Below are 3,907 nucleotides of genomic sequence, written 5' to 3'. Positions count from 1 at the left end.
TCCGGAAGCGTGGTTCCCCTCTCCCGCCCCGCATCCGCGGGGCACCCTCCCCCGCAGAGGGGGGGGAGGGTTCTCGCACGCGCGTCGTGCCTTACCGGTCCGCCGCCTTCTGCACCGCCCGGCGCGCCATCACGCCGATCAGGTGGGCGCGGTAGTCCGCATCCGCATGGATGTCGCTGTTGAGGCCGCCTGCCGAGGGCGACATCCCCTCCAGCGACTTCGCGGCGAAGCGCTTGCCCAGAGCTTCCTCGGCCTCGGTCCAGCGGAACACACCGTTCGAGCCGGCGCCGGTCACGGTCACTCGGATGTCGCTCGGGCGCTTGGCGACGAACACGCCGACGAGGGCGTAGCGCGAGGCCGGGTTGCGGAACTTCTCGTAGGCCGCCTTGTGGGGGATCGGGAACGAGACGCCGGTGACGATCTCACCCTCCTCCAAGGCCGTCTCGAACAGGCCGGTGAAGAACTCCTCCGCGGCGAGCTTGCGCTTGTTGGTGCTGATCGTGGCACCGAGCGCCAGGCACGCCGCCGGGTAATCCGCTGCGGGATCGTTGTTGGCGACCGAGCCGCCGATCGTGCCGCGGTGGCGCACCGCCGGATCGCCGATCAGGGCCGCCAGTTCGGCGAGCGCGGGGATCGCCTCCTTCACGTCGGCGGAATCGGCGACCGCGCCGTGGGTGGTCATGGCGCCGATGGTGATCGAGCGCGGGCTGCGCTCGATGCCGACGAGGTCCGGCACCTTGCCGAGATCGATCAGCGTGCCGGGGGCGGCCAGCCGCTGCTTCATCGTCGGGATCAGGGTGTGGCCGCCGGCGACGAGCTTGGCATCCTCGCCGGCGAGCAGGCTCACGGCCTCCTTGAGGCTGGTCGGCTGGTGATAGGCGAAAGCGTACATGATGCTCTCCAGACTTGATCTTATTCCGCGGCTTCCGGGCGCAGGTGGGGGCTGGCTTGCGCGGCCCGCCACACCGCCAGCGGGGTCGCCGGCATCGCGATGGCCTCGTGGCCCAGCGCATCGGTGAGCGCGTTCATCACGGCGGCGGGGGCCGCGATGGCGCCGGCCTCGCCGCAGCCCTTGATGCCGAGCGGGTTCGAGGGGCAGGGCGTCACCGTCATGCCGACCTCGAACGACGGCAGGTCCGCCGCCCGCGGCATGCGGTAATCCATGAAGCTCGCGGTGACGAGCTGGCCGTCGGAATCGTAGAGAGCGCCCTCGAACAGGGCCTGGCCGACCCCTTGCGCGATGCCGCCATGGACCTGGCCCTCGACGATCATCGGATTGATGACGTTGCCGAAATCGTCGACCGCCGTGAACTTCTCGATGGTAACGACACCGGTGTCGGGATCGACCTCCAGCTCGCAGATGTGCATCCCGGCCGGGAAGGTGAAGTTGGTGGGATCGTAGAACGCCCCCTCCTTCAGGCCGGGCTCGAGTTGCGCGCCGCTGAACTTGTGGGCGACGTAGGCCTGCAGCGCCACTTCCCCGAAAGCGAGAGACTTGTCGGTGCCGGCGACCGAGAAGCGGCCGTCCTTGAACTCGATGTCGTCCTCGCCGGCCTCCAGCGCATAGGCCGCGACCTTGCGGCCCTTGGCCACCACCTTGTCGATCGCCTTGGCGATGGCCGACATGCCGACCGCGCCGGAGCGCGAGCCGTAGGTGCCCATGCCGAACTGCACCTTGTCGGTGTCGCCGTGCACGATCGTCACGCTCTCGATCGGCACGCCGAGCCGGTCGGAGACGAGCTGCGCGAAGGTGGTCTCGTGGCCCTGGCCGTGGCTGTGCGAGCCGGTCAGCACCTCGATCGAGCCGGTCGGGTTCACCCGCACCTCGGCCGATTCCCACAGGCCCACCCCGGCGCCGAGCGAGCCCACCGCCTGGGACGGGGCGATGCCGCAGGCCTCGATATAGGACGAGAAGCCGATCCCGCGCAGCTTGCCGTTGCGGGCGCTCTCGCGCCGGCGGCGGGCGAAGCCCTTGTGGTCGGCGATCTCCAGCGCCTTGTCGAGGGAGGCGGAATAATCGCCGCCGTCATACATCATGATGACGGGCGTCTGGTGCGGGAAGCTCTTGATGTAGTTCTTGCGCCGGAACTTCGCCGGGTCCTGGTTCAGCTCGCGGGCCGCGACCTCGACCAGCCGCTCGATGACGAAGGTCGCCTCCGGCCGCCCGGCGCCGCGATAGGCGTCGACCGGCGCGGTGTTGGTGTAGACCCCGTCGACCTCGCAATAGATGGCCGGGATGTTGTACTGTCCCGACAGCAACGGCGCATAAAGATAGGTCGGCACCGACGACGAGAAGGTCGAGAGATAGGCGCCGAGATTGGCGATGGTGTGGACCTTGAGGCCTAAGATCTTGCCGCCCTCGTCCATCGCGAGTTCGGCATGGGTGACGTGGTCGCGGCCATGGGCGTCGCACAGGAAGGCCTCGGTGCGGTCGCTGGTCCACTTCACCGGCCGGCCGACCTTCTTCGCCGCCCAGACGCAGACCGTCTCCTCGGCATAGATGAAGATCTTCGAGCCGAAGCCGCCGCCGACATCCGGCGCCACCACTCGCAGCTTGTTCTCCGGCGCGATGCCGATGAACGCCGAGAGCACGAGGCGGGCCACGTGCGGGTTCTGGCTCGTGGTGTAGAGGGTGAAGGCCTCCTCGGCCTCGTCGTACTCGCCGACGGCGGCGCGGGGCTCGATCGGGTTCGGCACCAGCCGGTTGTTGACGATGTCGAGCTTGGTGACGTGCGCCGCCCGGGCGAAGGCCGCCTCGACATCGGCCTGGTTGCCGAGATGCCAGTTGAAGACGGTGTTGTCGGGGGCGACGTCGTGGACGACCGTGCCGGCGCCCGCCGCCTTGGCGGTCTCGACCACCGCGGGCAGCACGTCGTAATCGACCGAGATCGCCTCGGCGGCGTCCTTGGCCTGGGCCAGGGTCTCGGCGATGACGACCGCGACGTGGTCGCCGACATAGCGCACCTTGCCCTGGGCGAGCGCGGGATGCGCTCCGGCCTTCATCGGCGTGCCGTCCTTGGAATGGATCATCCAGCCGCAGATCAGGCCGCCGACCTTGTCGGCCGCCAGGTCCTCGCCGGTCAGGATCCCGACCACGCCCGGCATCGACGCGGCCGCCGAGGTGTCGATGCCGCGGATCGTGGCATGGGCATGGGGTGAGCGGAGGAAACAGGCGTAAGCCTGGCCAGGGCGGTTGTAGTCGTCGACGTAGCGGCCCTTGCCGGTGATGAAGCGCTGGTCTTCCTTGCGGCGCACCGAGGCGCCGATACCCGTGGCGGTCATGGGCGTGTCTCTCCCGGATCTGGCCTCATGGGCCGGCGCGTCGGGGTTCGAGGCCGGCCTCGGTTCTTGATGGCGTCTTGTCGTTGGTCCGGATGGCGCGGACGGGATCTCATGAAGCGCGACGCCCAACCCTCCCCCCTCTGCGGGGGAGGGTGGCGAGCGTAAGCGAGTGCAGCGGGACGAAGTCGCGCCGAGAGGGGCAGCGCGACGCTGATCCAGGGAACGCCCGTCAGAATGGCTCCGCCATATCCGGAAACGTGGTTCCCCTCTCCCGTCCCACTCCGTGAGGCACCCTCCCCCATTCCCAAGTCGGGCAAGCCCGACTTGGGCGCTGAAAGGCGGAACTCGGGCAAGCCCGAGTTCCGTAGGGGGAGGGTTCAGGGCGGTGCTACTCCGCCGCGACCTTCTGCGGCTCCGCCGCCATGGCTTCGGCGCTCGAGGCGATTGCCTTCACGATGTTGTGGTAGCCGGTGCAGCGGCGGATATGGCCTTCCAGCTCGTGCCGGATGGTGTGCTCGTCGAGCGCGTTGCCCTTGCGGCGCACCAGATCCACGGCGGGCATGATCGTGCCGGGCGTGCAGTAGCCGCACTGGAGGCCGTGATGCTCGCGGAAGGCCGCCTGCAT

The 3,907-nt window shown here is 69.0% G+C and carries 3 protein-coding genes; all 3 read right to left on the bottom strand.

Annotation, left to right across the window (positions count from 1 at the left end; all coding sequences use genetic code 11):
• Positions 1 to 91: 91 nt before the first annotated feature.
• Complete coding sequence (locus tag VQ03_RS24700) at positions 92 to 892, bottom strand: FAD binding domain-containing protein (RefSeq protein WP_048453564.1); 801 nt, start codon at positions 890 to 892, stop codon at positions 92 to 94.
• 20 nt (positions 893 to 912) lie between these two features.
• Positions 913 to 3,282: a xanthine dehydrogenase family protein molybdopterin-binding subunit gene (locus tag VQ03_RS24695; RefSeq protein ID WP_048453563.1), complete on the bottom strand. Its 2,370-nt coding sequence runs from the start codon at positions 3,280 to 3,282 to the stop codon at positions 913 to 915.
• 388 nt (positions 3,283 to 3,670) lie between these two features.
• The coding region (locus tag VQ03_RS24690) for a 2Fe-2S iron-sulfur cluster-binding protein (protein ID WP_048453562.1) at positions 3,671 to 3,907 on the bottom strand (237 nt) is incomplete at its 5' end.

It is taken from the genome of Methylobacterium tarhaniae, assembly GCF_001043955.1.
Taxonomy (GTDB): Bacteria; Pseudomonadota; Alphaproteobacteria; order Rhizobiales; family Beijerinckiaceae; genus Methylobacterium; species Methylobacterium tarhaniae.
The sequence above is the reverse complement of the archived record's forward strand: the minus strand, read 5'-3'. Positions and strand labels throughout refer to the sequence as shown.

What these genes read in the sequence shown, in the direction of transcription:
- VQ03_RS24695 (WP_048453563.1), bottom strand. Translation starts at nt 3,282, where the DNA reads ATGACCGCCACGGGTATCGGCGCCTCGGTGCGCCGCAAGGAAGACCAG.
- VQ03_RS24700 (WP_048453564.1), bottom strand. Translation starts at nt 892, where the DNA reads ATGTACGCTTTCGCCTATCACCAGCCGACCAGCCTCAAGGAGGCCGTG.